Consider the following 25,835-nt stretch of genomic DNA (forward strand, 5'->3'; position numbering starts at 1 on the left):
ATCTCCAGTTTTAGGAGATGATACTGCTTCAAGGCTTCAAAAACTTCCTGTAAAAAATCCTTACAGGATTTTTTTTCATTCTTTCTTTGCTATAATAACATATAGAAATGTTCAAGGCAGGAGGAATACCACATGTTAGAGGTTGGCGATATAGTAAGAGGACCGCTGTGGCCGGAAGCAGTGGAAGTGAAGAAGTGTGAAGATATGCAAGGCAGCTTTTATCGCGTAGAAGCCTATGGCAGAGATAGCAATACATATTATCAAGTCATCGTCCTCCCCCAGCAGTTAGAGAGCATTGAGAAGCTAAACGGTGCATCGCATACGATAATTGACGCAACTGAGATGCAGCGGTATATGCTGTACCGCGAGCTGTTAATTGACCGCAAATATTCAAAAGCACGTGCGCTTGGTAGTCAAAATGTAATGCCGCTTCCACACCAAATCGAGGCGGTATATGGACGGATGCTACAGGTGCCGTCCGTTCGCTTCTTGCTTGCGGATGATCCTGGAGCTGGTAAGACAATTATGGCTGGGATGTTGATTCGTGAGCTGAAGGCAAGGCGCAGTGCAGATCGTATTTTGATTTTGGTGCCGCCACTTGTGTTAAAGCAATGGCAACAGGAGCTCAATGAAAAATTTGGTGAGGATTTTACTATCATTACACGTCATACGTTGAAGGAGTACAATGGGAAAAATCCGTTCATTGAGCAAAGCTGTGTGCTTACATCGTTATATTGGGCGTCGCGCGATGATGTGAAGGCGCTGCTTATGGAAGCGGATTTTGATCTTGTCATTGTGGATGAAGCCCATAAGATGGCTGCGTATACGACTGGTACAAAAAACAAGAAGACAAAGCGTACAAAGATTTATCAACTTGGAGAACGAATTTTACGTCACAGTGAGCACGCTCTTCTGTTAACGGCAACGCCACATAAGGGGGATGTGGAAAACTTTCGTCATTTGATGCGTTTAATTGATGAGGACATCTTCTCTTCTATCGGCATCAAGGAAACACTTCGTGATAAAAGCAATCCGTTCATCATCCGCCGGCTAAAAGAAAACTTGAAGTATTTTGACGGATCCCCACTGTTCCCAAAGCGAACAACAAAGACAATTAAATATACGTTATCAGACAAAGAGCTGGAGTTGTATGAAACGGTGACAGAGTACGTGAAGCAGCACTTTAACCGTGCGATGAACCGCGGACATAACAGTACCGCATTCGCGATGATGTTGCTTCAAAGAAGATTAAGTTCTTCGATTGAGGCCATTCATTTGTCCTTGGTGCGTCGTCATGAGAGGCTTGTGCGCTTGCTCGAGGAATTGCACAATCAAGAGTCGCCGCAGTTCATCGATTTGGATGTGGACGAATATGAAGATTCGACGCTTGAGGAGCAGGAGATACTAGAGCAAAGCAGTGAGCACAGTTTTGATGCGGTAGATCCAAATGAACTGGAGGTAGAGATTGCTGAGCTTATGCGCTTGATTGAGTACTCCGGTTATATTCGGCAAAATTATGTAGAACGTAAGTATGTTGAGCTTGAGAATACGTTGTTTGGGGAGAACGGCTTGCTTCGCAAGGGAGAGAAGATTTTGATTTTTACAGAGTCCACCGATACGCTTCATTATTTGGAGCAGCGTTTGTCTGCGCACGGGCTTGGTATTGCGAAGATTGTAGGGAAGTACTCTATGGACGAAAGAAGACGGCAGGTGGAGTTGTTCCGCAATGAGTATCCGATTATGCTTGCGACGGATGCCGGGGGAGAATCGATTAACCTGCAGTTTTGTAATCAGATGGTTAACTATGATATTCCTTGGAATCCAAACAAGCTGGAGCAACGGATGGGACGTATTCACCGTATCGGGCAAAAGAACGAGGTATTCGTATGTAACTTGGTTGCCGGTAATACACGTGAGGGAGATGTGCTTCATACGCTGCTGGTAAAAATGGAAAAGATGCGTCATGATTTAGGTCATGACTTGGTATATGATTTTGTTGGGGACCGATTAGAGGAACGAATGACGGATTTGCCGACGCTTATGCAGCATGCGGTGCTACACCGTGAGCGCTTGGAGGATATTAAGCGTGATATTGAACAGGTAATTTCCGAGGAGTATCAAGAATTGCTTCGAATGGCGCAAGAGGAAAGCTTGGCGATGGATACGCTAGATGTGTCTGGCATGAAGCGCGAGCAGTATGATATTGCGGTGCAACGTGTTCCGGGACGCGTGTATGCAGAGTTTACAGCTCACACGCTCAGTGAGCATCGTGTACGGGTATATCCGTCTCATGAGGAACAGGTATATCGCATTGAACGCCTTCCAAAGTCACTTCGCGAGTTTGCGAGAAAACATCATATCACACTAAAAGGGAAGGAAGATTCGTATCGTTTTACGGGTCACCAAGGATACGGAAGTGATGAAATAGAAATTGTTGGTAATGATTATTCGTTGTTTTTACTGTCGCTGCAAGCGATGAAGGAAGAGAGTGAAGGTACGATATTACCAGCTTATGAAATTCCTTATGCGGTGTCCGAACGACTTGAGGTAGAAGGATATGAAATCAGTTTGACGGATGGTACGTGTCGAGAGTTACACAAGGATATTGTGTACTTGGCAAAGCGAGAAAACGGAGAAGTTGTAGAGTTGGACTCCTACTGGTTATACAGTGCGGTTATGGAAAACGCTGTCTCAGCGCAGCTTGATAAAGATGTGCTGTTAATAAACGCGATGCAACATGTGATGAAAAAACGTGAAGAGTTTGTGTTACTAAATGAAAATCAACTCAGTAAAAAGCTCCAATTTTTGCGTAGAGCCTTTGATACACAATACGAAACTACAGCAAATAAATTGGAGAAATACCGAAATGAAGACTTAGATAACCGCAATTCCGCATTAATTAATCAAACAAAGGCACAACTTATTGACATTGAAGAACGTCGCAAACGGCGCCTTGACGAACTAGAACGTGAGCGCAATGTGAATATTGTGCCTCCAAGAAGAATTGCTTCCCTAGTATTGATGCCTGCGTATACAAATACGAAACGCTTACTTGCATCAGACTATGAGGCTATCATCACGGCTTACGAAGAAGAACATCAACGAAAGCATGTGAAAATGTATCCGAACCTTGCTCTTGTGGATTTCATGAGTGAAGATGAAAACGGTAAGCCGCGCGGCATTATTGTCGCAAACCCTGAAAATCTTGCACTGCAGACAAAGCATGAACGGGACTTGGAAGAGTTGGGGATGGATGTGTATATGTATGTGGTGGAAGATGGGGTGATTGTGAGGGAATATTTATTATAAGAGGGATTGGTTTTTTGCCACTCCCTTTAATTCATATTAAATTTTTCAAAATTCATTTTTTTAGCTATACATTACTGTTTGGATTTTAATAGATGCTTATCTAATCTAGCATTTTTATTAAAATCATTTATGAGTAGAACTAATATTTATTGGAGACAGAAACGTATGAAAAAATATTCTTCTTGTGCCAATTTAAAGAGGATAGAGGATATTAACTCTTTATTTGAACCTTTATCTTTTATTGTAAATCAGGATATCCGTTTAGTAGAAATTGAACTAAATTTATCCCAAGTGGAGTTTATTTCTCCTCTGGGTGCAGTCTCCCTATTACTACTATTAGATAAGTTGAATCACAGTAAACTAAAGATAATACCTCCAAAAGAACAAGTTATTTCCTACATGGATCGAATGAATTTCTTTAAAAATTGTCCTGCACCAGCAAAATTATGTTTTAAGGAATATTATGATTTAGAATATTACTCGAAACGTAGAAGAAATGATGCTAGTAATGTTTTGTTAGAAATAACTCCTATTAAAGCTGAAGAGGATATCAACAACATTTTTGAATCTATTCTTCACATTTTATGTAATAATGGTATGGGGAGCAGAGAGGCAAACAGAATTGCGGTTATTGCAAGCGAGTTAGGAACTAATATCCTTGATCATAGTCAAGGTCTCGGTTTCGCAGCAATCCAGTGCTATCCTCAGCGAAATCAAGTGAATATAGGAATAGGGGATAATGGGATTGGTATTGTTAATGCGCTGAAGCCTTCTCTTGTTAAACAGTTGCACCATAATGAGTTTTCTGATCTAGACGTTATAAAACTTGCTTTTAAAGAGAGAACATCTTCTAAAGTAGATGCGGATAGAGGAATGGGCTTATCTATCTCTAGGGAAAAATCATTTTACAAAACAAAGCAAACAAATTTTTATGTGAAAACGCATAAAGGTACATACCAAATTTCAAATAACAATATTCATACAATTTGTGAAGACAGCTATTTTCCGGGTACATACATTTCTTTAGAAATATGCTTTTAGGGATTGACATCTATAAGAGTAAGAATATATACTTGCGGTAGATTTCAATTGTGAAATTGAATACGAGAGAGGATACTGTTGTGATAGAGCTAGAATTTCATACGACTGAAAGCGCCCATTTGTTAGTGAGGACTGTTTTAGTTCCTGTTAGAGAGGGTATTATTAATTGTATTAATCAATATCCAAAAGGAACTATTTTCTTTTACGATTTTTCAACCGTTAAAGGAATTAATACTTCTGGTGTAGATGAAATAATTGCGAAGGTAATGAAATATCTGATTTCAAACGATGAAGAGAAATTTCTTATCTTGACTAATTTAATGGAAGAGATGTACGAACATCGCTTTAATATCGACTATTCATTAAGTCGATTGGACGTGGGAATAGTCGAAAAAATGCCAGGTGGAAAAGCAAACTTCCTTGGGAAAATATCCGAATCTCACCGTGAAATGCTGGAAATGATTTATCAAGAACAGCATGTAACAGCACGGGGAATTGCTGATAAAACTGGAAAAAAATTATCTTTAGTAAGTACTCACCTTAACAAGTTGTTTTCTTTACGTTTAATTAATAGATGCGAAGAGCAACTTCTTGATGGCGGCAGACAGTTTGTATACCATAGTTTATTTTAGGGGAGATATCCCCTTAAATAATAAGGGATTTCAAAAATATATTTGAAACCGAAATTGTAAGATTTACATGGAGTAATTTTTATTTTTTTTAATAACTTTCAATAATTTTATTGAAATCCATATTTATACATTTTTTGTGAATCAAGAGAGACAAGATTCCAAATTTTGTGTAATGAAAAATCTCACTATAATATACATGACAAACAGAACAAGGGGGAACAACAGCTGTGCAAGCAGGTATCGAGCTAAAAGAAATGCTCTATTTAATTGCTAGAGGCATACAGGACTGGAAGAAGAACTGGATGCATGTACCCGACTCATTTTATAAGGGGCACTCGCTATTTATTAAGCATTGCTTTCTATCAAATAACAGACATCCTAATAATTTATATGATTTCATCCATTTGCTTCATCGGCCATCAGCAGAATGGGGCATTCCAGCTTTGGCTGAGGTATTTCCCAATGATGCTTCTTTTCTGAGTGAGGGATTTGGATTTTCTATAGAGGCAGATGATTTTTTAGAAGAGTACGAAAATCCGCAGGAATTTGATCAATCTGTTATGAAGGAGATTCTGCTGTATTGCAGGGAGCAGGGGTTAGATGAGGAATATAGAAAAGCTCGTTCCTTCCTGTCACAGCCTGAAAATGCAGTTTTAACCTACTATAATTTGGTTAAGAAGCTAAATGTGTTTGAAAACTTAAAGGTTAAGGAACATGTGTTTAGCTGCTATGAGATTCTTGCTAATTCACTGGGAAATTACAGACAATGCCCGCATTGCGGATGGACATTATCTCTTATAAAAGGTCAATGGAAATGTAATAAGGAGTATTTATGTGAATATTTTCAATCAAATGCTAATCTTAAAGAGTTCTCTTTCATGGAAAGCGAAAAAGTATATAGGCTTCGGGCGGGAATTCAAAGATATGTTTTGTTAACAGGCATATTTGAAGAAAATTTGTACCAGCGCTTAAGGCAATATGATGCTATTTTATATCCCGATATTGACCAGTTTGATATTCAAGTCCAAGCAGGAGAAAAAGCAATTAATATAGATATGAAGGATTATAAATCACCAAAGACGCTTGCCAATGTATTTAACAATAAATCTAATCATGATTTAGAGAAATATAGTTATGATGTTTATATTGTTATTCCAGATTATCGGAAACAGTTGAATTCTAGATATGTAGAACAATTCTACGCTCATTTGCAACAAGTTAAGCACAAGTATATAAAATTGATGACAGAGCGCCAACTTCTCCGTAAATTAAAGGAGGAAGAATAATGTCATATTTTCCGTACAAATTAACCAAAGAATTACGCCAACAACTTGAGAAATTTGGATTAAAGAAAAATGAAGCAGAGCAACTTATCAAGGTTGAATTATTGCTGTTGGGTATAAATAATCTGGATCCCTCTGTTCCTCTAGAGGAAATGTGGTCTTTACTTATTGGTTACGATGAGCCTGTAATAAGAAAGTATACAGATAAGAAGCTTTTAATGCGCTTAAGATTATTTTTTCCTGAATTTCGCCATGGAGGCTTTTGGCTAGAAAGTCTTGCTTCGTATTTTCAATTAGATGGTAAATATCGCTTATTTATAGAAGAAGAAGGTAAAGTTCGTCAAATATCTCCACAATTAGCCATAAACAGGTCTAAGGTTTATAGTCAATGTTTCTCGGAACCGATAGAAAAACAGGCGAGGAAAAAAGAATTTGGACAATCGGGAGAATTTAGTTATCAGCGATTCATTGACACAATTCCTCATACATATACAGGCACGATTCCAGAGACTGGGAAGGTTTATCCTGAATTAAAGAAGCATACGAATCGCAAGAAAGTAAATTGCTCATTTTCTTTACAAGATGGCTGGGATGAACTGGCAAATGAGATGGAAAGTAAATCAAAGGGATTTGATTATGTCAAAAGAGCTGAACGAATCGAGTTTCAAAGCTTGCATCCGAGTACAAAATCTACATTTATTTATGAAGAAACGCAGCACATCGCTGGAGGGCTGTCGGCAGGCAAGTCTACATGGATGGTTATGGAGACATATCATCAAGTAACAAAAAATGGAGCAAAGGTTGGTTTTATTGAAAATAGTGTTTCGCAAGTGCGAGAGCGCGTCAGAGAATTGCGCGCTTTAGGAATTCATGCTGTTCCAATAATCGGAAAAGGGGGGCGCCAGAAGCATACAGAACAATTTCTTGCAAGCCATGCAGATTCTAGCCGTGATATCTCACAGTTTCTAGAAGAAGAGTTTCAAGGTTTACAATGGTTATCGGATTCTTGTACGTTAAAAGCGTTAGCAAACGATTTTACAAGAGACAACTACTATCCGTGTCAATCTATTATTCAAAACGATCAAAAGGTTTTATGTCCACTAGCTCATACGTGCGGTATTTATCAGGAGTGGACGAATCTTGCACAAGCAGATGTTTGGATAGCTACAACAGCGAGTTTAATTGAATCTAAGCTCCCTGCTGTTGTAGATCCGTTAGAAAGAACCGTATTTCAAGCAATGTATGACTGGCTGGATATTGTTTTTGTTGATGAGGCTGACGCGGTTCAAAAACAGTTAGATGAGAGATTTATTGTAGAGGTTGAGGCTTTTGGAAATATGCAGTCATTTTTAGAACAGCTGTTGTTGAAGGAAAGGCAAACTACAATAGGCAAGTACAGTGAATTTGCAAATGATAAGCTTGTTCAGAAATGGAGGCTGAATCTAGGAGAACTGGATAAGACAGTTTGGCAGCTGTTCGCTAAGGTCCAGCACACACCAATGCTGAGGAAATCATTAGATCAGGAGTTGCTGTTTCCGAATAGATTTGCATATAAAATTGCTAAAAAGCTGGCGGCAGATGAAACTACAAGAGAGAAAATTGAGAAACGGCTAAGAAAGTTTGCCGGTAATCCGAGCGGTGATAAGCAACTAACACATCATCTACAGCAAATGTTAAGCAGTGAATTAAGAAACGATGCATCTATCCGGGCGGTTCTGCTTCTATTAGTAGAAGATGCGGATAAGGTTTCAAGTGAAACGAAAGACATGTTGGAGTTTTTCTTATATTTTGCGTACATGGACTACAATTTTAAATTTTTGCTTTCTTACTATCCGGCAGTGCAAAGTAGACTGGGGACCGGATATGATTCTCTCCAATTGTTGACGAGAGCAAAAGAATATCGGCCGTTTCTGTTAGAAGCAATGACCGGACCTTTACTAGGTTATCGGTATGAACAGGCAGAAGACGGCGGTTTGGGTGTTTTTAAACTTATTGAATACTCTGGAATTGGAAGAAGACTTTTATATGACTGGCATAGCATATATGAGTCTGCATTTGGAAGAAAGGGTCCGTCGGTGGTTTTGCTGTCTGGGACAAGTCTGGCTCCCGGTTCGGACCACTATAATGTTGAAATGCAGCCGCAGTGGCTGATTCGTTCGCAGCTTCCTCAATCTGAAATTATGCAATCTTATATTCCAATGTTTGATAGAGAAACACATCAGAAAATTTGCATTTCAGGACAGGGTGAGCAAAAGCGGCAGGAAAACTTGCGAAAGATTACAAGATATCTAGAGAACAGGCTGTTATCAGAGTTGAATATGCTTAAAAAAGAAGGACGCCGTATACTGCTTGTAGTAAATTCCTACGTTGACGCGCAAGCAGTAGCTGACACTCTAGAAGGAATGTCTAGCATGAGAGAGAACTATAGGGTATTGAAAAGAGAAGGAAGTGGAATGCGTAAAGAATTCTCCCGCAGCCAGATAGAGCTGTTTCGGAGAGAGACTGAGCAAATTCTAATCGTTCCGCTTATGTCAGTAGGAAGAGGTTTCAACATCCTAGATGAGAACGGGGGCGCTCTATTTGGTTCTGTCTTTTTCCTTGTAAGGCCTTACCCGGTTCCAAATGATTTTAGTTATATGATTCAAACGCTCCATGCTGCGTTGCCAAGCATTCTTGAACGGATTGAAAGGAAAAATTTAAGATATGCCAAAGCAATCAAGGAGTTACGCCGTCAAAGTATGATTCAATTTGAAATGATGTATAAAAAAGCAGATTTTTGGGCTTCTTTGCGCGCAAAAGAGCGAGAGGCACTTTCTTGGTTTATTTTTATTCCAGTTTGGCAGATGATCGGCCGATTGCTGCGCGGTGGAAGAAATGCCCGTATTTTCTATTGTGATGGCAGCTTTCATCAGCCTGCCGCCAATGTGCCATCCCTGCTGGAGTATTGGAAAAAGAAGATGAAGAAACATCGCAAGGATGAGATATTTATGGCAATGTACGGTCCATTTGTAAAGAGTATAGATACTATATTAGAAGAGGAGCGAGAAGATGAAAATTAAAGAGCTACAGTTATTTTTATTTCAAAACGCAGTTGAGATGCTATTGCCAGAAACAATCTCTTACATATGCTGGCCTAAGGAATGGGTATCGGCATTGAGAGTTGAGAAAGAGCGATACAAATTAAAAAAGAAGTTAGAAACACTAAACACAAAGATATACAGTATCTTTCCAGATATTTTATATATTCAAAACGATCCTAAAGCACTTGCTGGAGAACGAGCGTGGATTGTAGCTCGCAAACGGCTGCCACTAGAGCATCTGCAAACTGTTTGTGAAATGTGGTTTTCGCAAATTGATTCAACCGTTACAATACATAATGAGAATCGACTGATAGATTGGAAGACTGGTACAGTTGAGGCACTGCTACCGGAAATAGATGAAAATTCCCGATATACGTGGGTACCAGCTCTTATTTCGCATAAACTTTGTGACACACCGTTGCAGATGGGCATAGAGGGGGGCTATCAAGGAGAATTACCTTTTTATCCCATTTGTTTCGGAAGAACATTTGAGGCGATGTCACAGCCAATTAAGCGTGCAGACCGTCGAGACTATTTTTCATACGTATATCGATTTAAATTAATTACCAGAGGGATCGAGAACAAACCGTTATTGAATGTATCTTTTGGTATCCGCCGTTTCTATCAACGTATGCCAAAAGAAAGCAAGAGGTTGCTACGCCAAAAGCGCAAAGCATCTGTTTTTGTGTCTATTCCTAATCCTTTTACGCATGAGAGTAAGCAATCTTTTGCTAGGTTCCAAATTGAAGCAAAAGGAATGGAAGTACAATGGGCAAAAGGTTATGAGAAATTGCTTGATGATTTAATGATAAGGGATTCAATTAATCTGTTTGATATTATAAAAAATCCTAGACATTACATTGAAAATAAAGAAAAACAGGTTCTCATCATACATAATGAGAATACCTTTTCTGGAAAAACAACTACAGTAGAACGGGGAATGGGATTGCCGGAGAGAGAAGCATTATTAAAAAGTTTTCAGAGCTTGTTCTCTGGTTTAAAGTTACTTCCTGCGTGTAAAGAAGTAAAGACAAGATTTAATAAGAACTTGTTTCCCTTGCATGCCCCCTCAGGGGTAAAAGAACTTTGCCTAGAAATAATTTCTGATAGCATGATTGAGGCCGTAGAAGAAGTGTTGCTTAATAAAAATATTGTGACAGAGAAAATAGATGAGCATTGCTTTATCTTAAATTCCTTTCCTAAAGTCACATTAAAGGTAATTGCTCGAACTCCTGAGGGAATTGTGAAAGATTTAGATGTGGAGAGTTATAATGAACGGGCTACAGAAAAACATGTACAATCTATCGTGCAGAAGCTGAGAACACCGTCACTATCTCAACCGATTTTATCTTTGGTTGAAATTCATGATTATGAAAAAAGAGGACAGGAGGAATTTGATCCAAAGCAAGCTATACGTGAAGGCTTGGCACGAACAAGAAGGCTATCACAGTTTATTCATCCGCTGGAACAGGAGAATGGAAAAGAGCGTATTTATAAAGGAGTTCTTGATTTATTGGCTGACAGAGGATTCTTGAGAGAAAACTGGAGCAAGTTTACAAGCGAAGGAACTATTATTAGCTTGTCATTGCACAGGATAAATAAAGCAGGCAAGATTCATAATCTCCCTGTTTTCACAAAAATAAAAGGAATGGATATAAAGTATAAAACTTTTGGAAATGACGAATGGAAACCGCTAGAGGAGACGATTCTCAACATATGGAGAAATGAACAAGCATATCTACCTAATCCGACAAGGGAAAATGAAGCAAGTATACATTTAAAGCAGTTCTTTGTAGACGAACTTCTGAAAGTGTTAAGTGAAGAATCAGAAAAAGTGTATGTAATTCTAAATGCAAGTTTACGTAATCGATGGATGCATAGTATAGGAAATGGTAAGATTTCACTATCGTTCATACCCGATATTGATGATGTGCTGCAGTCATTCCCGAACTTAAGAGTAATTCGGATTAATCAAAAGGATGATGTGCCGCAATATTTTACAAACAGCAATGGAAATTTGATTAATAAAGAAGCAGGTTTATACCTTGATCAGACAGGCATTTATTATAGTGTCGGAACACGTCCAGATACAATGAAGAGCGTTCCTAATGGTGCGACAAAATTCAATTCCCCAACAAAACAGTTGGCGCAACAGCGAGCTTTAGAAATTATTGTACTGGGGGCTAATGAGGAAGAACGTGATGAGATAGCGCGTATGGTTGATTATTTGCGGAGAATGGTTGTAACTTATGATTGGCATGTACAACTGCCCTTTTCTATGCATATGACAAGAACGATTAAAAAATACATTGGTACAGATGATACATATACTTTGGATGATGATTTAGAAGATGATCTAATTGTTGAGATAGATAAACAAGTCGTGTTTGTTTTAGACAGTACTAATGAATGAGTTTTGCTTCTCCATAGGAGCACGGCTTATTAATTCGTAATGAATGAATAGTATAGGCAATTGATAAGTATATATTCAAAAAATTTCTATACAAAGAGCGCATATTTGGTACTATAAGTTTATTAAGGAAGGTTATTGCACACAAAGGTATGATAATCATTGCTCAAAAAGTTCGTAGGCATCCTCAATACTGTATTTGAAGGGCAACATGAATTTATTATCTTTGATCCAAAATACAGAGTCGCAGCCAATATCAGCAAGGCTCTCGGTGAAATGCATAAATATTGCAATGGTATTCTAGTAAGGAAAGACAATATGAAGGCAGTTCGGGAAGTATATATTGTAACACCGGATGAGGACACAGAAAATCTGCGCTACTATCAGTTTCCCTTTCACAAAACCTATGGAATGGGTGCAATACGGTTGACCCCTGGTGCGGAGCAACATGATTTGGTGGAGTGGTTTAAAAAATGGCAATGTGCTGATAATCTTGAATTAAACGGATAAGTAGACGATTCTTTTTATCAATGTAAAACGGAGGCATAACATGAAAGGCTTAGTCATCAAATCACCATGGATTGATCTCATCTTACAAGGAAACAAAATATGGGAAATCAGAGGATCCAACACAAAAATCCGCGGCAAAATTGCCCTGATTAAAAGCGGAACAGGCATGGTCTTTGGAACCGCCGAGTTAGTAGACAGCAAGAAACTAAGTTTAGAAGAATATCAACAAGCAGAAGCATTTCATCGTATTACCGATTGCGTAGAAGCACCCTACAAAAACACGCATGCCTGGATCTTCGCGAATCCTCAGTTATTTGCAGACCCAGTCCCGTACAAACATCCGCAAGGGGCGGTCATCTGGGTGAATCTTCCTGAGAGTTAATTATTGAGAAGAGAAGGATATGTGTCCTTCTCTTCTTTTTATATGAACCCTCTAATTTTTTAGTGACACTAATACTGCCTCATTCCCTTTTATAATAAAAGGAACAAAGGATAAAGAGAGGTGCTTCCATGAGCAAAATAAGCAATTGCCTGCGCATGATTGAGCTCCTTCATGCGCGCGGTAAGATGAAAATTAGCGAATTGGCGCAGGAGTTAGATGTGAAAGAACGAATGGTGCGTAATTATAAGGAAGATCTAGAAAAGGCGGGTATTTATGTAGAAGGCGAAAAAGGGAGGAATGGTGGCTATTCCTTATCACAGGCTTCTTTTTTTCCGACAAGAAAGCTGCAGGAGTCTGAACTAAGCGCTTTGATTTTCGCGGTGCAGCAGCTGCTTGCAAAAGAAGTTGCACAGGCAGAAACGGCACAGGTTGCGCTAGATAAACTACGTGCCGCGCAGCGTAAGGAGCAGGAGCAGAATCGCTATATTCATTTTGTGCAGCGCTCAAAACCAAATCGTCTAGAGTCAGGTGAGAATAAAAAGTATATGCAGCTGCAGGAAGCGCTCGCAAGCAGGCGTAAGGTCCAAATTGTTTATAGTAATTCTTCTTCCTATAAGAAACGAATCATTTGTCCCTATGGATTTGTCTACTACAATGATTTCTTTTATTGCGCAGCTTTTTGTGAATCTGAACAAGAACTGCGAACATTTAAGGTTGTTAGGATAGAACAAGTAGACGTATTGCAGGAGCGCTACACAATCTCAGCTACCTTTGATATTCGTAAGGAGTGGTCAAGTCTAGGCATCATGCGAAATGAAGCGCTGCATGTCAAACTGCATATTTCTCCCCCATTTTCTCAATCCGTTCCTGAATCGATTTGGGGTGAAAATCAAAGCGTACAGTATAACGACGATGGCAGCGTTTTATTTGAAGCTGTCATGAAGGGGAGACGTTCAGTAAAAAAGTGGATTTTAGGTATGGGAGCAAGCGTTAGTGTAATAGAGCCGGTGGAATTAAAAGAGGAGATTATCGAGGAGCATATGAAGGTATTAGGCGCGTATGGGGTTGTTGTAAATGTATGACGATCCTTTTTATGCGCATTTCATATGTATGATTACTGAATGCAGCACCAACTTTAAGTGTGTATTTATCCAATCTTATTAAGGTACTAAAATTATATAGCCTGTGATTAAGTAAAGCCTGTTCGCTATGAATAGATTTTACAATAAATCTTTCTAATCCTCCACCTAAACATGGTCTTGTTCGAATGCTGTTTCTGTAACAGTAAGAAACTTAGTGCTGTTTTCAGGGGGCATATTATGTGAAAAACTTTTTCTACTTCTCTCTTAAAATTCACTCCCAAAAATCCCACATAAATATGATATGATAGTATGGAATATGTTGGTGATTTTATAAATTTACTACAAATATACTAATAAAGAACCATGGGAGGTAGTATGGAGCAAACGAAACCTAGTGTCTTTATTGGATCTTCTCGAGAAGCGATGGAGTATGTCAACGCCGTACAAAAGGCGCTGGAGTATCATGCGGAAGTGAATCCCTGGTATGCGGGTGTGTTTCAGTCTGGCAATTATACGATGCAGGATTTGGAGGAACAATTGCAGCAAAACGACTTTGCGGTGTTCATATGTTCCCCGGACGATATCATCCATATTCGTGGTAAAACCTTCCTAATCACAAGAGATAACACGTTGTTTGAAATGGGGTTGTTTTGGGGCAAATTAAGAAAAGAACGCGTGTTTTATTTGCTGCCTAAAACAACGCCAAAGCCAAGAGATGACATTGATTTGGAAGGCTATCACTTTTTATCAGATTTAGTAGGCGTAAATCCATTAACCTATCAAACAGATGTCAAAAATTATGATGCTGCAGTGAGCGTGTCTTGTCAGCACATCATCAAACAAATCAAAGCGTTGCAATGTTATAAAGACCCGGAAACACGTTTACAGGAAGTGGAGAGAGAACAGAAGGTAAGAGATGCAGCAGCGTTGTTCATTCTCAATCTAGCAAAAGAGCTCATTCGTTCGGACAAATCAAGATTGTATGACTTTTTAAAGGAGTCGCTTCAGGCTGCGTATGCGATCTTTCCGGGCTTCAATAATTCAGGAGTGGGCGTTTGGAAAAAGGAAGGAAGCGATGGGTTAAAGCACGTTGCGGGCAAAGTGGGCAGTGTTAACTTTTATCCGTTTCACGCAAAAGATGAGCAAAAACGAGTGCTTGTGGTAGAGAGCTTTCTCAAAGGAGAAGTGCTCGTTCATTTAACGCATGCGCACTTGTTCCACACCTATCTCATATGCTATCCTATAGGCAAAGATTTGGTTATTACGATTACGATGGATGGTCGGCGAGAGTTATCGGAAGAAGAAACACGTTATGTGATAGTTGCCAATCAAGAGCTTATGGGAACCATAAACTATTTGTTCGGAGGTGCTTCATGACTACATATTTAGACCCGGCTGCGATGAAAAAACTGCTGGCTGAAAAAGATACAAAGCAAAAAAGCGAGGCTGTTGTTACAAAAGCAGTAGCACCGGTCAAAGGAGAAGAACGAGTCGGCGTGGTTGTCTACAGAAGCAAAGCCGAATACGGCATTCCCTTTGAACAGCATGCATAAAAACACTTCGGTAGCGGAGTGTTTTTTTATGTAAGCAAATATATGAGTTTACATGAATGCTTTATCAGTAGTACTGACCATATGGTGGATTATATGCCAACAACGGGCGGAGAAAAAGTGAAGAATCACAAATGGGTGGTAGAAGAAGAACTTTCACCCGTGAATAAAGATGTTACCAATCACGAATCATTTGTACCGCAAAGCCGGGCACTCATGGTGTCCGGCTTTTATAATAGGGCGGCATCACGCCGCTCTCGCTGTAAGCGGAGGAACTGCCGCGTTCGACCTTATAGGATAACTTCCATGTCGCCGCTTCGCTCCATGTTTCTGTAAATGTGACGATGTATATTTCATGATCAATTGTTGCTACGCTTGTCTCGCGTCTCACTTCGTATCCATCCACCTTGCCTTCCCACATGCCAATTGTCTTAGGAAAGTTATCAATCACAGTGCCCTGCTCAGACGTCGCAAGTGCAACGGCATCTTCTTTTGTGAAGGGCGGGGGCAGAGGAGATGTGAGCTGAAAATAGCTCAAAGTTACAGTGACAATGGTTATTGAAGCAAGCAACCAGCGCTTATAATGCTGAGATTTGTCAACGAAGGCATATAAGATGGCTGCGGCCATACCAGCCAGCGCGAGCATTGTGGTTTGAAACCAGATGCCGTTTGCAAGTCCGCATATGCCAAGTATGAATATATATAAGCGGTTATCATTCGGTAGCTACCGTGATTGAAGAAAATCGACCGCAATGGAAACAAGGTTGCCATACACGATTACAATCGCACCGATATACAGCGTAAATAAGAAAAACCAACCAATGAACGCTGCTCCTTTTTCATAGACGGTGTCTTCTATACTAAATGCACCGAACAGGCATGAGGAAAGGGAAACGGTGACGAAGGTTGCGGTCGCCTTTTTTGCAAAATAGTTGCTCATAGCATATACACAAGCCCCGCTACTCCTAAACACACAACTCCAATGCCGCCGCTCCAAAATGCAATTCTCTCTCGAAATGAGCGATGCTCCTTTGTTTCTGAATGAAAGTTTGCACGCTGTCGATCACTGTTAACCCAAGCACCGAGAAATACACCGGATATGAGCAAGCTTATTATACCGATACCGAGTAAAATAGTGAATATACTCATCATGGCACTTCCTTTAATCCCATATATTTGGCCGTTCTACGCCAATTGTGCGCATATAACCGAGCAGCTGGCCGGTATGAATGGATTCATGATACGCAACCCGCAGCAGCATGTCGCCGAGTGTTCGAATGTAACCGACATTGGAGCGATCGATTTCTACGGTATGCAGGTCATCGGGGTGAAGAGTTGTGATGTAATGCAAGAAGCCTTCCCGATAGGGCCTTGCAAAGGCAAGTTCGTCCTCAACAGATAGAAAGGCTCGTGCTTCAAATGGATTAGTTTTCGCGATACTGCCTTTATTGAGAAGAATTTGATGATAGAGATATTCACCTTCAAGTACATGCCGAATGAGATCTGCGCATGTAAATGCGTTATCATCAGGCCTCCAGTGCAGGCTTTCGGCAGGGAGAGCTGACCAAACCTTAATACTGCGGCGGCGTACTTCTTCAAAGTTCAGCAAAATTAATTCTTTTGCATGCATGAAATGGACCTCCTTTTCTTACTTATTTCGACAGGTTCCTGATTTGTACCTCTCAATAACTGCAATGATTTCAAGTAAATCATCAACTACATCGTCCCCGATAAACGCCTCGCCCCAAAAGGGATCACGTTTCCATACGGCATGCATCCCGGCTTGGCGCGCCCCTCGCACATCGTTATCAGGATGGTCGCCGACATACAAGCTCTCCTCTGGTTTCACGTTCAGGTAGCATAGTGCTCTTTGAAAAAGTGCTGGGTTCGGTTTTTTAAGGCCTTCTTGCTCTGAGATGAAAATAGCATCTATATATTGGTGCAACCCAAGTGCCCGTAAATTGGCGGTCTGAAAATTGGTAAAGCCGTTGGTGATGATGCCAAGCTGCATCCTTTTTTCCTGCAATAGCCGCAGCAGTAGTGCAAGATTAGGAAACGGTGTGCAGCTATGCTGAAATTTAGATACATAATCAGCCAGCAGCTCCTCCCAAGTAACCCCTTCTATTTTATATTCTCGTATGAGTTCCTTATATACCTTGTCTTTCCAAACGTAGCCCCTTTGGTCCAGATGGATAAAGCGTTCTTTAAATGCCTTCTCTGGTATATGGTGGAGCGCATGTGCATAACGCCTATATTGATCTTTAATAAACAAACGCAGCGAGGCATCTCGGTCCAGCAAGGTGCCATCGAGGTCAAAGAGAACGGCTTTTATCATAGAAATGCCTCCTTTTATGAGGAAGAAATTGTTAATAATATAATCATATAAAAACGAAGTGTGGATATGAAGAGTTTTTTCGATAAAGTAGGAAGGTAGATACAAAGGGGGATCTCGAGTTCTATTATAGAAGAGCTAATACGCGAGAAAGAGGTACTGGATTTTTCATAGGAACGCCTCATAGTTAGCAATCAAATAAAAAAGTTACTTTTAAGCATTTTATTTTGAGATCACTTTTTGTAATTTCACATACCGTACATGAATTATCTTAAATACAACCAATCGTCTCTTCTTACATATAAAGATGACTGGCTGACGATTGAAAAGTTTATAAAGAAAGGCCCTACCGCGTAAGCAGGTAGGGCCTTTCTTTTGGCCGATAGAAGGAGTAAAACGGCCGATAGAAGGAGTAAAACGGCCGATAGAAGGAGTAAAACGGCCGATAGAAGGAGTAAAACGGCCGATAGAAGGAGTAAAACGGCCGATAGAAGGAGTAAAACGGCCGATAGAAGGAGTAAAACGGCCGATAGAAGGAGTAAAACGGCCGATAGAACAAATAAGCGATGTGTTTCTTATTATTTTTTATCATTTCAGGAAATTTGTTTATTCTGTGTAATAATATTTCTCTACATTGCATATAAAATATAGAAATTTTATTTCAAAATGTATAGACCATCACGACACGTTGTGCTATATTATTGTACAAATGATGCTATCATTTTGAAACAATATTACAGGGGGAATTTTAATGAAGGTACTATTTGTTTGCTCTGGGGGCATGTCGAGTGCAATAGTTGTAAACGCTTTAAAAAAGGAAGCTGACAAACAAGGCGTTGAAATGAAAGTGCTTGCAGTTGGTACACAGGAATTTGGAGAAGAAGTGAAGAATGGTTGGGATGTTGCGATGGTGGCACCACAAGTTAGACACCGCTTTACAGAATTAAAAGCAGAAGCAGATGAAGCATCTGTTCCTTGTGATGTAATCCCGCCGCAAGCATATAGCCCGCTTGGTGGTCCGGCACTATTTAAAAAGGCACAAGAGCTGTGCAATTTGTAAGCGTTTCATAAAAAGGGGTGGGGGGAATATATATGAATTCATTTGTTAACTTTTTAGAGAAAAACCTTTCCGGTCCTATGGCACGCTTGTCTGAGCAAAAGCATTTGCGCGCCATTCGTGACGGTGTTATTTCTGCATTACCGTTTATCATTATCGGAAGTTTGTTTTTAATTATCGCGTTCCCGCCGGTAGCGAAGGACTCTGCGCTTGCGATTTGGGCACAAAAACATATTTTTGAAATCTTAATTCCGTATCGCCTGACGATGTTTATCATGTCGCTCTACATAGCCTTCGGAATCGGGTATAATCTCGCGAAGAGCTACAAGCTCGACCCGCTTTCCGGTGCACAGCTTGCGGTAGGTGCGTTCTTAATGACGATTGCGCCAAAGGTGATGGATAAAGTCGGCTTTGTGTTGCCGATGACAAACCTTGGTGGCCACGGCTTGTTTGTGGCGATGCTAGTTTCCATTTTTGCGGTAGAAGTATTGCGTTTCTGTAAGCAAAAGAACATTACAATTAAAATGCCTGAGCAAGTACCGACTTCGGTTGCGCGCTCATTTGAATCTTTAATTCCGGTTGCAATTGTAATCGGTGTCATGACACTTATTACAGTCGTATTTGCGATTGATTTACACACGCTTGTTGATAAAGCAGTTGCACCTTTAGTAAAAGCGGGCGACAGCTTACCTGGTATTTTGATTCCGGTCTTTTTAATTACATTCTTCTGGGCTTTTGGTATTCATGGTGTATCTATCGTTGGTACAGTTGCACGTCCGGTATGGGAAGTATATTTGGCGAAAAACGCTGAGGCGGTTGCCGCAGGTCAAACAATTCCTTATACAGCGCCTGAAACATTCTTTCAATGGTTCATCTGGATTGGCGGTTCCGGTGCGACACTTGGTTTGGTATTAGCGATGCTGTTCTTCTCTAAATCACAGTATGGTAAAGCGTTAGGACGTACAACTCTTGTACCAAGTATTTTCAATATTAATGAACCGGTTATTTTCGGTGCACCAATTGTATTAAATCCGATTCTAATTATTCCATTTGTTATCATTCCAATCATTACAGCAACTCTTTCTTATTTTGCGACAGTGCTTGGCTTTGTTAATCCAACATATATTATGGTACCTTGGACATTACCGGCACCAATTGGAGCTTACTTGGCCACAGGTGGTGACTGGAGAGCAATTATTCTCGTTCTTGTGAATATCGCGATTTCGTTCTTTATCTACTTACCATTCTTCAAAATGTATGATAAGAGATTACTAGAGCAAGAGGGAACAAACGAAAATAACGTAGCTTAATACATCGTGTCGAAGCGGGATGTAAGTCCCGCTTCGAACGATTATAAAAGGAGGAAGAGACGATGTTGATCCGCTTCGGATATAAAAGTGCGTTTCTTTTTTTTACGCTCGTTGTAGGTGCGAATCTATTGTTCACACCGCTTTTGAAGATGACAGGCATGAGCAGCCAACTCAGCTTGTTTGTCGTGAACAGCATTGCTTCTAGTGCAGCGCTGACATGCGTGGCGTGGCTGATAGAGCGCAAATGTGAAAACATACAGCAGGCTTCCAAATGGTTTGGTATTTCGCTCGTAGTATGTACGGCAGCGAGCTACTATTTGATTTTTATCTATTAAAGGGAGTGCAAACACATGACGCAAGAAGGGGTAAAAATTGTAACAATCGGCGGCGGATCCAGCTATACGCCAGAGCTTGTGGAAGGATTTATTAAGCGATACCATGAATTGCCGGTACGAGAATTATGGCTTGTGGATATTGAGGCAGGAAAAGAAAAGCTGGAGATTGTCGGCAATTTAGCAAAGCGTATGGTACAAGAAGCAGGTGTACCAATGGAAATTAAGCTGACGCTAGATCGCAAGGAAGCGCTGCGCGGTGCGGATTTCGTTACAACGCAAATGCGTGTAGGTCTATTAGACGCACGCATAAAAGATGAGCGTATTCCGCTGAAGCATGGCATGATCGGGCAAGAAACGAACGGAGCGGGTGGTTTGTTTAAAGGGCTGCGCACCATTCCAGTATTGCTTGAAATTGCCGAGGAAATGCAGCTGCTGTGTCCGGACGCGTGGCTGATCAATTTTACAAATCCGGCAGGTATGGTAACAGAAGCCTTGCTGCGCTACAGTAACCATAAACGCGTTGTCGGCGTGTGCAACGTGCCAATTCATACGCAGATTACGATCGCGAAGCTGCTTGATGTGGAGGTAAGCCGCGTTCATATCGATTTTGCAGGACTGAATCATATGGTCTTCGGTCTACATGTATATGTAGATGGAAACGATGTCACAGAACGCGTCATCAAGCTGCTTTGTGATCCGGACGTACAAATGTCCATGCGCAACATTGCGCCGCTGCCATGGCAACCAGAGTTCCTGCAAGCCCTTGGTGTTATTCCTTGTCCATATCACCGCTATTACTACAAAACAAAGGACATTTTAGAGGAAGAGCTGGAAGCGTTTAAAAGCGGTACAACACGTGCAGAAGTTGTGAAGCGTCTTGAAGACGAGCTGTTTGCACTGTACAAGGATGAAACGCTTCGCGTGAAGCCGCCGCAGCTAGAAAAACGCGGAGGCGCTTATTACAGCGATGCTGCCTGCAGTTTAATTTCTTCTATATATAATGATAAAAAAGATATTCAAACCTTAAATGTACAAAATAACGGCGCGATTGCTGGTCTGCCAAATGAATCAGCAGTAGAAGTGAGCTGTATCGTCACAAAAGATGGTCCAAGGCCGCTCGCAATAGGAGAGCTACCGGTGGCAGTAAATGGTCTCGTGCAAGAGATTAAATCATTTGAACGCCTAGGAGCGGAAGCGGCTGTCACAGGTTCATATGAAACGGCTTTGCTTGCATTAACAATTAATCCGCTTGTACCGACAGATGAGCTAGCAAAGGTCGTCTTAGATGAACTATTGGAAGCGCATCGTGACTACTTGCCGCAATTTTTCCAAACACAAATGATATAAGGGGGAAAACGGATGGTGTATGCAGTAGGATTAATGTCTGGTACATCGCTTGATGGTGTAGACGCTGCACTAGTCAGTATTGAAGAAAACGGCGCGGATATACAAGTGACGCTGGTCGATTTTATTTCTGCGCCAATCCCACCGGACGTTCGCGATGAAATTGTGGACAGTCTATCGGTCGAACGTTCGACCGTGCAAGGCATTTGCAGCTTAAACTTTAAGCTGGGCCACCTGTTTGCGGCAGCTGCTAAAGCGGTGTGCGACAAGGCGAATGTACCCCTTAGCGACATCTGTGTTATCGGCTCACATGGCCAAACCATTTGGCATCAACCGGAGCGAGAAGGTGCATTTGTACCATCTACACTCCAAATTGGCGAGCCAGCGGTGATTGCATATGAAACGAATGTGCCGGTCGTATCTAATTTCCGTACGATGGACATGGCAGCTGGTGGACAAGGTGCTCCTTTAGTGCCGTACACTGAGTGGCGCTTATATAGAAGTGAAGCGACGTCACGCCTTCTGCAAAATATCGGCGGCATCGGCAATGTGACGATCATGCCCAAGCGAGCGAAGCTGGAAGAAGTGTACGCGTTTGATACGGGGCCAGGCAATATGATTATTGATGAAATGTGCTCTAAGCTGTTTGGTGTACCGTACGATAAAAACGGGGCATTTGCAGCGCGAGGAACGGTAAACGAAGCTATGCTTGCACGCTGTATGAGTGTTCCATATATTGCTGCAGAGCCGCCAAAGTCAACGGGGCGTGAATTATTTGGAGAAGCATTCGCGGCGCAAATGCTGGCAGAATACGCGCATTTGTCTCCGTATGATCAACTTGCGACCATTACGATGTTTACGGCAAAATCGATTGCAGATAGCTATCAGCGCTTCGTGTTTCCGCATCATAAAGTGGATGAAATTATTGTGGGCGGAGGCGGCAGCTACAATGATACGCTGATGAACATGCTGCGTGATTTATTGCCGGGTTACCGCGTTCTCACGCAAGAAGATGCCGGTTTTTCCTCGGAAGCGAAGGAAGCAGTGGCATTTGCGCTGCTTGCCTATGAAACAATGAACGACCGCCCGAGCAATGTGCCAAGCGCGACAGGCGCAAAGTCAGCGGTTATTTTAGGAAATATCACAACCATAAAAAGATAGGAGAGATCATCATGACAAACCAAGAACAGGATATTTTTGAAATTATCTCACACGGAGGCAATGCACGTTCCTTGGCATATGAAGCACTAACAGCTGCGGAGGAGTATGACTTTGAAAAAGCAGAAAGTTTGCTAAAGGAAGCAAGTGCGGAGCTGGGCCATGCGCACAAAACACAAACACGATTGATTCAAGCAGAATTGAATGGAAATCCAACAGAAAAATCATTATTAATGATTCATGCCCAAGACCATTTGATGACTGCAATCAGTGAGCAAAAATTAATTGAACATATGGTACGTATTATTAAAAAATTGAAGGAAGAACGTTAAGGAGGAGTACCCATGAATCAGCTAGGTATCTCGATTTATCCAGAACATTCCACTGTCGAACGTGATAAAGCGTATATCGCACTTGCTCATAAATATGGCTTTAAACGAATTTTTACATGCTTATTATCGTTGACGGGTGATAAAGAAACGATTATTGCCAACTTAAAGGAAACCATCGATTACGCAAATGAGCTGGATATGCAGGTACTTCTCGACATTGCGCCGCGCGTGTTCGGCAGCCTTGGCATCTCCTATCAAGATCTATCGTTTTTCCATGAACTGGGCGCATACGGCATCCGCCTTGACATGGGCTTTACCGGCAATGAAGAATCTATTATGACTTACAATCCGTATGGTTTGAAAATTGAAGTAACGATGAGCAACGCGACGCGTTATATTGAAAATATTATGGCGTACAAGCCGAATACAAAAAACTTACTTGGTTCTCATAACTTTTATCCGCATCGCTACGCGGGACTTTCGTACGAGCACTTTATCAAATCAAGCCGTCAATTTAAAGAGCTTGGCTTACGTACGGCGGCGTTTGTAAATGCGCAAAGCGCTACGTTCGGACCTTGGCCGGTGACAGAAGGCTTGTGTACATTGGAAATGCATCGCGATCTGCCACTGAAGGTGCAGGTGAAGCATTTGTTCGCGACAGGTCTCATTGATGATGTGATTATTGCGAATGCTTATGCTTCTGAGGAAGAATTGCGGGCGATGAGCGAGGTAGATCCGGAAATGCTAACATTTGACGTGACGCTGCACGACAGCATCACAGACCTTGAGAAAACAATAGTACTGGACGAATTCCATTTCTACCGCGGTGATGTATCCGACTATTTAATTCGCTCGACACAATCGCGCGTGAAATATAAGGCGGAAGAGTTCAAGCCAACATATACACCCGACATGAGACGCGGGGACATTATGATTGAAAATGAATTGTACGGTCAATACAAGGGCGAACTGCAAATCGCGCTGCGCGAAATGAAAAATTCCGGCAAAACAAATGTGGTCGGCCGTATTGACGAAGATGAATTAATTTTATTAGATCACCTCGAGCCTTGGGGGAAATTTAAGTTTCGTGTCAAACAATAACTAAAGGAAGATGCTTTGCATCTTCCTCTTTATCGTATAAAAAGGAGGATTTTATATGTACATTATTGGTGTAGACGGCGGCGGTACGAAGACGGAGGCTGTTGCGTACAATTTGCAAGGAGAAGAGATAGGTAGAGGTAGCAGTGGCTTTGGGAATGTACTTGTCGATGCGAAGCAGGCCATCGCAAATATTGTGGAGGCTATTACGCTTTGTCAGCAAACGCTTACCGAGAAATGCGCATACATCTATTTAGGACTCGCCGGTATTGAAAGCGGGTCGCACCGCGCTGAGCTGGAGCAGGCACTGCACGTATTTCACACACCTTTTTCCATTGTAAATGACGCAAAGATTGCACATGCCGGTGCATTAAAGGGAAGTGACGGTATTTTAATCATTTCTGGCACGGGTTCAATTTGCTTTGGGGTAAACGGTACAAAGGAAGCCTTTACAGGCGGCTGGGGACATTTGCTGGGTGATGAAGGAAGTGGCTACCGCATCGTCATAGATGCTTTTAAGCAACTCATTGAGGAAGATGAAACATCAGGTATACACAGCTCCCTTAGTAAAGCACTGCTACAGGAGATCGGTGCACAAAGAGCCAATGATATAAAAGCATTCATCTACGGGGCACCAAAAGGGGAAATTGCAGCGCTTGTGCCAGTTATCACCGCGCAGGCTGAGAAAGGATCTATTGAAGCGCAGGATATATTATGCCGTGCCGGCACGGAACTCGGCGCCACAGCAATGCGATTGCACCGAAAGCTGCAGCTGCCTGCTGATGTGCACATCGGGTTAAAGGGAAGTATTTTGATGCATATCGAGTCTGTTCGCACTGCGCTGCAAGCCCATATTCATTCCCACCTTCCGCAGGCGACGTTTGTCGTAGGAGAAGAGTCTGCTGCAAAAGGCGCATATTATTTGGCTGTTCAGGAATTGAAACGTTGATTGCGATACAAACCATACCCGGAAATACAAGCAAATAATACAAACAGCATAGCGAACACAGCGGTATACATCATTTTGCCTTCCTCGTACATATCAAACGCAAACATACCCATAATAATTGCGTTCACAAAGCAGTTTAAGAGAATTAGAGGATGAATTTTAGCTTTAAACATAGTATCTCTCCCTATATATAATAAGTACAATTAGAAAAACCGATATCCTTTTTTGTGGGAAAGAAGAACGAGTAATGCGTGGGGGCCGGAGACTCAAAATGCACCAGTCACCTTGGTTCATTCTTTCCCTTTCTGAAAAATGAGCCGGATGTATATATTTTAGCATATTATGGAAGGTTTTGGGGAGAAATGCTATACTTATGCTAAGGAGGGGTGACAGATGAAAAACTACGTAACAGCATGTGTATGCTTATTTGCTGCTTCTATTTCTGCCGGAATTGGTCTACAGGATATTGTCCCATATTCGATGATAATGGGCGTAGGAATGGCAGTTCTGTTTCTTCTGTTAGCAGCTGTGCTGGCAGGAAAGAAAAAAACAGAGTGAAATATACCTAGAGCTATTTTATAAGAATATATATTTCAGAAAATATTGAAAATTAAATAGGTTTTCAGTATAATTACAGCATG

General features: G+C 41.2%; 26 protein-coding genes and 1 pseudogene. 21 read left to right on the forward strand and 6 right to left on the reverse strand.

Annotated elements, in window-relative coordinates; translation table 11 throughout:
- Positions 1 to 132 precede the first annotated feature (132 nt).
- The 12 genes and pseudogenes from MUG87_RS19180 to MUG87_RS19235 all read left to right on the forward strand — a co-directional run.
- A complete protein-coding gene (locus MUG87_RS19180; RefSeq protein WP_247084300.1) occupies positions 133 to 3,309 on the forward strand; it encodes a DEAD/DEAH box helicase in 3,177 nt (1,058 codons plus the stop codon).
- Between the two features lie 165 nt (positions 3,310 to 3,474).
- Positions 3,475 to 4,350 carry a hypothetical protein gene (locus MUG87_RS19185; protein WP_247084302.1) on the forward strand — a complete coding sequence of 292 codons (876 nt, stop codon included), beginning with the start codon at positions 3,475 to 3,477 and terminating at the stop codon, positions 4,348 to 4,350.
- 80 nt (positions 4,351 to 4,430) lie between these two features.
- Positions 4,431 to 4,982, forward strand: coding sequence for a hypothetical protein (locus tag MUG87_RS19190; RefSeq protein WP_247084304.1), 552 nt, complete (start codon positions 4,431 to 4,433; stop codon positions 4,980 to 4,982).
- Between the two features lie 227 nt (positions 4,983 to 5,209).
- Positions 5,210 to 6,268 carry a restriction endonuclease-related protein gene (locus tag MUG87_RS19195; protein ID WP_247084307.1) on the forward strand — a complete coding sequence of 353 codons (1,059 nt, stop codon included), beginning with the start codon at positions 5,210 to 5,212 and terminating at the stop codon, positions 6,266 to 6,268.
- Positions 6,268 to 9,324 carry a pPIWI_RE_Z domain-containing protein gene (locus MUG87_RS19200; protein WP_247084308.1) on the forward strand — a complete coding sequence of 1,019 codons (3,057 nt, stop codon included), beginning with the start codon at positions 6,268 to 6,270 and terminating at the stop codon, positions 9,322 to 9,324. Before MUG87_RS19195 ends, MUG87_RS19200 begins: the two co-directional genes overlap by 1 nt.
- Positions 9,314 to 11,758 carry a pPIWI_RE module domain-containing protein gene (locus MUG87_RS19205; protein WP_247084309.1) on the forward strand — a complete coding sequence of 815 codons (2,445 nt, stop codon included), beginning with the start codon at positions 9,314 to 9,316 and terminating at the stop codon, positions 11,756 to 11,758. Before MUG87_RS19200 ends, MUG87_RS19205 begins: the two co-directional genes overlap by 11 nt.
- A gap of 315 nt (positions 11,759 to 12,073) precedes the next feature.
- Positions 12,074 to 12,265 (forward strand): hypothetical protein, encoded by a 192-nt coding sequence (locus tag MUG87_RS19210; RefSeq protein ID WP_247084310.1) that lies wholly within the window; start codon positions 12,074 to 12,076, stop codon positions 12,263 to 12,265.
- A gap of 40 nt (positions 12,266 to 12,305) precedes the next feature.
- Complete coding sequence (locus MUG87_RS19215; RefSeq protein ID WP_247084311.1) at positions 12,306 to 12,647, forward strand: ASCH domain-containing protein; 342 nt, start codon at positions 12,306 to 12,308, stop codon at positions 12,645 to 12,647.
- A gap of 128 nt (positions 12,648 to 12,775) precedes the next feature.
- Positions 12,776 to 13,729, forward strand: a complete 954-nt coding sequence (locus MUG87_RS19220) for a helix-turn-helix transcriptional regulator (RefSeq protein ID WP_247084312.1) — start codon at positions 12,776 to 12,778, stop codon at positions 13,727 to 13,729.
- A 375-nt stretch (positions 13,730 to 14,104) separates the two neighbouring features.
- Positions 14,105 to 15,106: a TIR domain-containing protein gene (locus MUG87_RS19225; protein WP_247084314.1), complete on the forward strand. Its 1,002-nt coding sequence runs from the start codon at positions 14,105 to 14,107 to the stop codon at positions 15,104 to 15,106.
- The gene (locus MUG87_RS19230; protein ID WP_247084316.1) at positions 15,103 to 15,282 is read left to right on the forward strand and encodes a hypothetical protein; all 180 of its coding nucleotides are present in this window, start codon (positions 15,103 to 15,105) and stop codon (positions 15,280 to 15,282) included. Before MUG87_RS19225 ends, MUG87_RS19230 begins: the two co-directional genes overlap by 4 nt.
- A 72-nt stretch (positions 15,283 to 15,354) precedes the next feature.
- Positions 15,355 to 15,438, forward strand: a pseudogene (locus MUG87_RS19235) (DUF1541 domain-containing protein); the annotation flags it as partial.
- Between the two features lie 55 nt (positions 15,439 to 15,493).
- Here MUG87_RS19235 and MUG87_RS19240 read toward each other — a convergent pair.
- The 5 genes from MUG87_RS19240 to MUG87_RS19260 form a co-directional block, all read right to left on the reverse strand.
- The gene (locus MUG87_RS19240; RefSeq protein WP_247087838.1) at positions 15,494 to 15,925 is read right to left on the reverse strand and encodes a hypothetical protein; all 432 of its coding nucleotides are present in this window, start codon (positions 15,923 to 15,925) and stop codon (positions 15,494 to 15,496) included.
- Positions 15,926 to 16,003: 78 nt separating this feature from the next.
- Positions 16,004 to 16,219 (reverse strand): hypothetical protein, encoded by a 216-nt coding sequence (locus tag MUG87_RS19245; RefSeq protein WP_247084318.1) that lies wholly within the window; start codon positions 16,217 to 16,219, stop codon positions 16,004 to 16,006.
- A complete protein-coding gene (locus tag MUG87_RS19250; protein WP_247084320.1) occupies positions 16,216 to 16,431 on the reverse strand; it encodes a DUF5316 family protein in 216 nt (71 codons plus the stop codon). Before MUG87_RS19250 ends, MUG87_RS19245 begins: the two co-directional genes overlap by 4 nt.
- Before the next feature lie 10 nt (positions 16,432 to 16,441).
- On the reverse strand, positions 16,442 to 16,909 hold the full coding sequence (locus MUG87_RS19255) for a DinB family protein (protein ID WP_247084322.1): 468 nt from the start codon (positions 16,907 to 16,909) through the stop codon (positions 16,442 to 16,444).
- Positions 16,910 to 16,927: 18 nt separating this feature from the next.
- Positions 16,928 to 17,614: an HAD family hydrolase gene (locus tag MUG87_RS19260; RefSeq protein WP_247084323.1), complete on the reverse strand. Its 687-nt coding sequence runs from the start codon at positions 17,612 to 17,614 to the stop codon at positions 16,928 to 16,930.
- 748 nt (positions 17,615 to 18,362) lie between these two features.
- Between MUG87_RS19260 and MUG87_RS19265 the strand changes: the two genes are divergently transcribed.
- From MUG87_RS19265 to MUG87_RS19300, 8 genes are all read left to right on the forward strand, one after another.
- Positions 18,363 to 18,671: a PTS sugar transporter subunit IIB gene (locus MUG87_RS19265; protein ID WP_247084324.1), complete on the forward strand. Its 309-nt coding sequence runs from the start codon at positions 18,363 to 18,365 to the stop codon at positions 18,669 to 18,671.
- A gap of 32 nt (positions 18,672 to 18,703) precedes the next feature.
- Positions 18,704 to 19,978 (forward strand): PTS sugar transporter subunit IIC, encoded by a 1,275-nt coding sequence (locus MUG87_RS19270; protein ID WP_247084325.1) that lies wholly within the window; start codon positions 18,704 to 18,706, stop codon positions 19,976 to 19,978.
- Between the two features lie 62 nt (positions 19,979 to 20,040).
- Entirely contained in the window at positions 20,041 to 20,313 is a 273-nt protein-coding gene (locus tag MUG87_RS19275) for a hypothetical protein (protein WP_247084326.1), read from the forward strand.
- Between the two features lie 15 nt (positions 20,314 to 20,328).
- Positions 20,329 to 21,660 carry a 6-phospho-beta-glucosidase gene (locus MUG87_RS19280; protein WP_247084327.1) on the forward strand — a complete coding sequence of 444 codons (1,332 nt, stop codon included), beginning with the start codon at positions 20,329 to 20,331 and terminating at the stop codon, positions 21,658 to 21,660.
- Between the two features lie 12 nt (positions 21,661 to 21,672).
- Positions 21,673 to 22,818, forward strand: a complete 1,146-nt coding sequence (gene anmK, locus MUG87_RS19285) for an anhydro-N-acetylmuramic acid kinase AnmK (protein ID WP_247084328.1) — start codon at positions 21,673 to 21,675, stop codon at positions 22,816 to 22,818.
- A gap of 11 nt (positions 22,819 to 22,829) precedes the next feature.
- Positions 22,830 to 23,147: a PTS lactose/cellobiose transporter subunit IIA gene (locus MUG87_RS19290; RefSeq protein ID WP_247084329.1), complete on the forward strand. Its 318-nt coding sequence runs from the start codon at positions 22,830 to 22,832 to the stop codon at positions 23,145 to 23,147.
- Positions 23,148 to 23,159: 12 nt separating this feature from the next.
- Entirely contained in the window at positions 23,160 to 24,248 is a 1,089-nt protein-coding gene (locus MUG87_RS19295) for a DUF871 domain-containing protein (RefSeq protein ID WP_247084330.1), read from the forward strand.
- A gap of 55 nt (positions 24,249 to 24,303) precedes the next feature.
- Entirely contained in the window at positions 24,304 to 25,194 is an 891-nt protein-coding gene (locus MUG87_RS19300; RefSeq protein ID WP_247084332.1) for an N-acetylglucosamine kinase, read from the forward strand.
- Here MUG87_RS19300 and MUG87_RS19305 read toward each other — a convergent pair.
- Positions 25,176 to 25,367 carry a hypothetical protein gene (locus MUG87_RS19305; protein ID WP_247084333.1) on the reverse strand — a complete coding sequence of 64 codons (192 nt, stop codon included), beginning with the start codon at positions 25,365 to 25,367 and terminating at the stop codon, positions 25,176 to 25,178. The genes MUG87_RS19300 and MUG87_RS19305 overlap by 19 nt on opposite strands.
- A 220-nt stretch (positions 25,368 to 25,587) precedes the next feature.
- Here MUG87_RS19305 and MUG87_RS19310 point away from each other — a divergent pair, with 220 nt between their 5' ends.
- Entirely contained in the window at positions 25,588 to 25,752 is a 165-nt protein-coding gene (locus MUG87_RS19310; RefSeq protein ID WP_247084334.1) for a hypothetical protein, read from the forward strand.
- Positions 25,753 to 25,835 lie beyond the last annotated feature (83 nt).

The sequence above is a fragment of the Ectobacillus sp. JY-23 genome, assembly GCF_023022965.1.
Classification (GTDB): domain Bacteria; phylum Bacillota; class Bacilli; order Bacillales; family Bacillaceae_G; genus Ectobacillus.

Bases quoted from the DNA above. Each gene is read 5' to 3' on its own strand.
- MUG87_RS19200 (WP_247084308.1), top strand. From the start codon at position 6,268: ATGTCATATTTTCCGTACAAATTAACCAAAGAATTACGCCAACAACTT.
- MUG87_RS19180 (WP_247084300.1), top strand. From the start codon at position 133: ATGTTAGAGGTTGGCGATATAGTAAGAGGACCGCTGTGGCCGGAAGCA.
- MUG87_RS19310 (WP_247084334.1), top strand. From the start codon at position 25,588: ATGAAAAACTACGTAACAGCATGTGTATGCTTATTTGCTGCTTCTATT.
- MUG87_RS19295 (WP_247084330.1), top strand. From the start codon at position 23,160: ATGAATCAGCTAGGTATCTCGATTTATCCAGAACATTCCACTGTCGAA.
- MUG87_RS19305 (WP_247084333.1), bottom strand. From the start codon at position 25,367: ATGTTTAAAGCTAAAATTCATCCTCTAATTCTCTTAAACTGCTTTGTG.
- MUG87_RS19185 (WP_247084302.1), top strand. From the start codon at position 3,475: ATGAAAAAATATTCTTCTTGTGCCAATTTAAAGAGGATAGAGGATATT.
- MUG87_RS19215 (WP_247084311.1), top strand. From the start codon at position 12,306: ATGAAAGGCTTAGTCATCAAATCACCATGGATTGATCTCATCTTACAA.
- MUG87_RS19275 (WP_247084326.1), top strand. From the start codon at position 20,041: ATGTTGATCCGCTTCGGATATAAAAGTGCGTTTCTTTTTTTTACGCTC.
- anmK (WP_247084328.1), top strand. From the start codon at position 21,673: ATGGTGTATGCAGTAGGATTAATGTCTGGTACATCGCTTGATGGTGTA.
- MUG87_RS19240 (WP_247087838.1), bottom strand. From the start codon at position 15,925: ATGCTCGCGCTGGCTGGTATGGCCGCAGCCATCTTATATGCCTTCGTT.
- MUG87_RS19280 (WP_247084327.1), top strand. From the start codon at position 20,329: ATGACGCAAGAAGGGGTAAAAATTGTAACAATCGGCGGCGGATCCAGC.
- MUG87_RS19255 (WP_247084322.1), bottom strand. From the start codon at position 16,909: ATGCATGCAAAAGAATTAATTTTGCTGAACTTTGAAGAAGTACGCCGC.
- MUG87_RS19265 (WP_247084324.1), top strand. From the start codon at position 18,363: ATGAAGGTACTATTTGTTTGCTCTGGGGGCATGTCGAGTGCAATAGTT.
- MUG87_RS19290 (WP_247084329.1), top strand. From the start codon at position 22,830: ATGACAAACCAAGAACAGGATATTTTTGAAATTATCTCACACGGAGGC.
- MUG87_RS19300 (WP_247084332.1), top strand. From the start codon at position 24,304: ATGTACATTATTGGTGTAGACGGCGGCGGTACGAAGACGGAGGCTGTT.
- MUG87_RS19220 (WP_247084312.1), top strand. From the start codon at position 12,776: ATGAGCAAAATAAGCAATTGCCTGCGCATGATTGAGCTCCTTCATGCG.
- MUG87_RS19270 (WP_247084325.1), top strand. From the start codon at position 18,704: ATGAATTCATTTGTTAACTTTTTAGAGAAAAACCTTTCCGGTCCTATG.
- MUG87_RS19205 (WP_247084309.1), top strand. From the start codon at position 9,314: ATGAAAATTAAAGAGCTACAGTTATTTTTATTTCAAAACGCAGTTGAG.
- MUG87_RS19225 (WP_247084314.1), top strand. From the start codon at position 14,105: ATGGAGCAAACGAAACCTAGTGTCTTTATTGGATCTTCTCGAGAAGCG.
- MUG87_RS19250 (WP_247084320.1), bottom strand. From the start codon at position 16,431: ATGATGAGTATATTCACTATTTTACTCGGTATCGGTATAATAAGCTTG.
- MUG87_RS19210 (WP_247084310.1), top strand. From the start codon at position 12,074: ATGAAGGCAGTTCGGGAAGTATATATTGTAACACCGGATGAGGACACA.
- MUG87_RS19230 (WP_247084316.1), top strand. From the start codon at position 15,103: ATGACTACATATTTAGACCCGGCTGCGATGAAAAAACTGCTGGCTGAA.
- MUG87_RS19245 (WP_247084318.1), bottom strand. From the start codon at position 16,219: ATGAGCAACTATTTTGCAAAAAAGGCGACCGCAACCTTCGTCACCGTT.
- MUG87_RS19260 (WP_247084323.1), bottom strand. From the start codon at position 17,614: ATGATAAAAGCCGTTCTCTTTGACCTCGATGGCACCTTGCTGGACCGA.